Source organism: Phyllobacterium sp. P5_D12, from assembly GCF_054049495.1.
The window spans coordinates 1-651 of sequence record NZ_JBFUMG010001118.1; the positions used below are offsets into that span (position 1 = coordinate 1).

Consider the following 651-nt stretch of genomic DNA (forward strand, 5'->3'; position numbering starts at 1 on the left):
GTGATATAACTGGCGCTGGACGAACTCAGGAAAACGACGAACTGCGCGATTTCATCCGGAGTTGCCATCCGCCCCAGCGGAATGCGCTTCAGGGCATCGGCGAGAGCTTCCTCGACACCCACCCCCGCAAGCCTTGCTTCCGCTCTCATTCCCTCGGCAACGCGATCGGTTTCCGTGCCACCCGGATTGATACCGACCACACGAAGGCCGTGACCGGCATAGGCATTAGCGAGACCCACGGTGGCCAGCATCAACGCGGCATTCGCGGCGCCCCCAGCAATATGTGTAGGTGCAGCGATCTTTCCGCCCGAGCCAATGACATTGACAATCACCCCGGCACCCCGGGCCGCCATGCGCTTAACCACCGGATCGATCATGTTGATATAGGGAAAGTATTTCGCGTCCATGGCTGCGCGCCAGTGGGCAGGTGTGAGTTCAGAAGCTGGCGTGCGTTTGGCCGCTCCAGCACAGTTGATCAGAATGTCGATCGGTCCGATTTCCCGTTCAATTTTTTCGACTACCTCGTGAGCCTGGTCTTCGAAACTCAAATCGGCAGCAAATCCGTAGGCTCCAGGCAGTTGCGAAATTGCCGCGTCCAGGTTGGAGCGGGACCGGGAACAGATGGCAATCCGCGCCCCTTCGGATCCAAAC

General features: G+C 59.0%; 1 protein-coding gene. It reads right to left on the reverse strand.

The genetic code is table 11. From position 1 onward, the window contains the following. The coding region (locus ACXJ5O_RS29040) for an SDR family oxidoreductase (RefSeq protein WP_457302924.1) at positions 1-651 on the reverse strand (651 nt) is incomplete at both ends.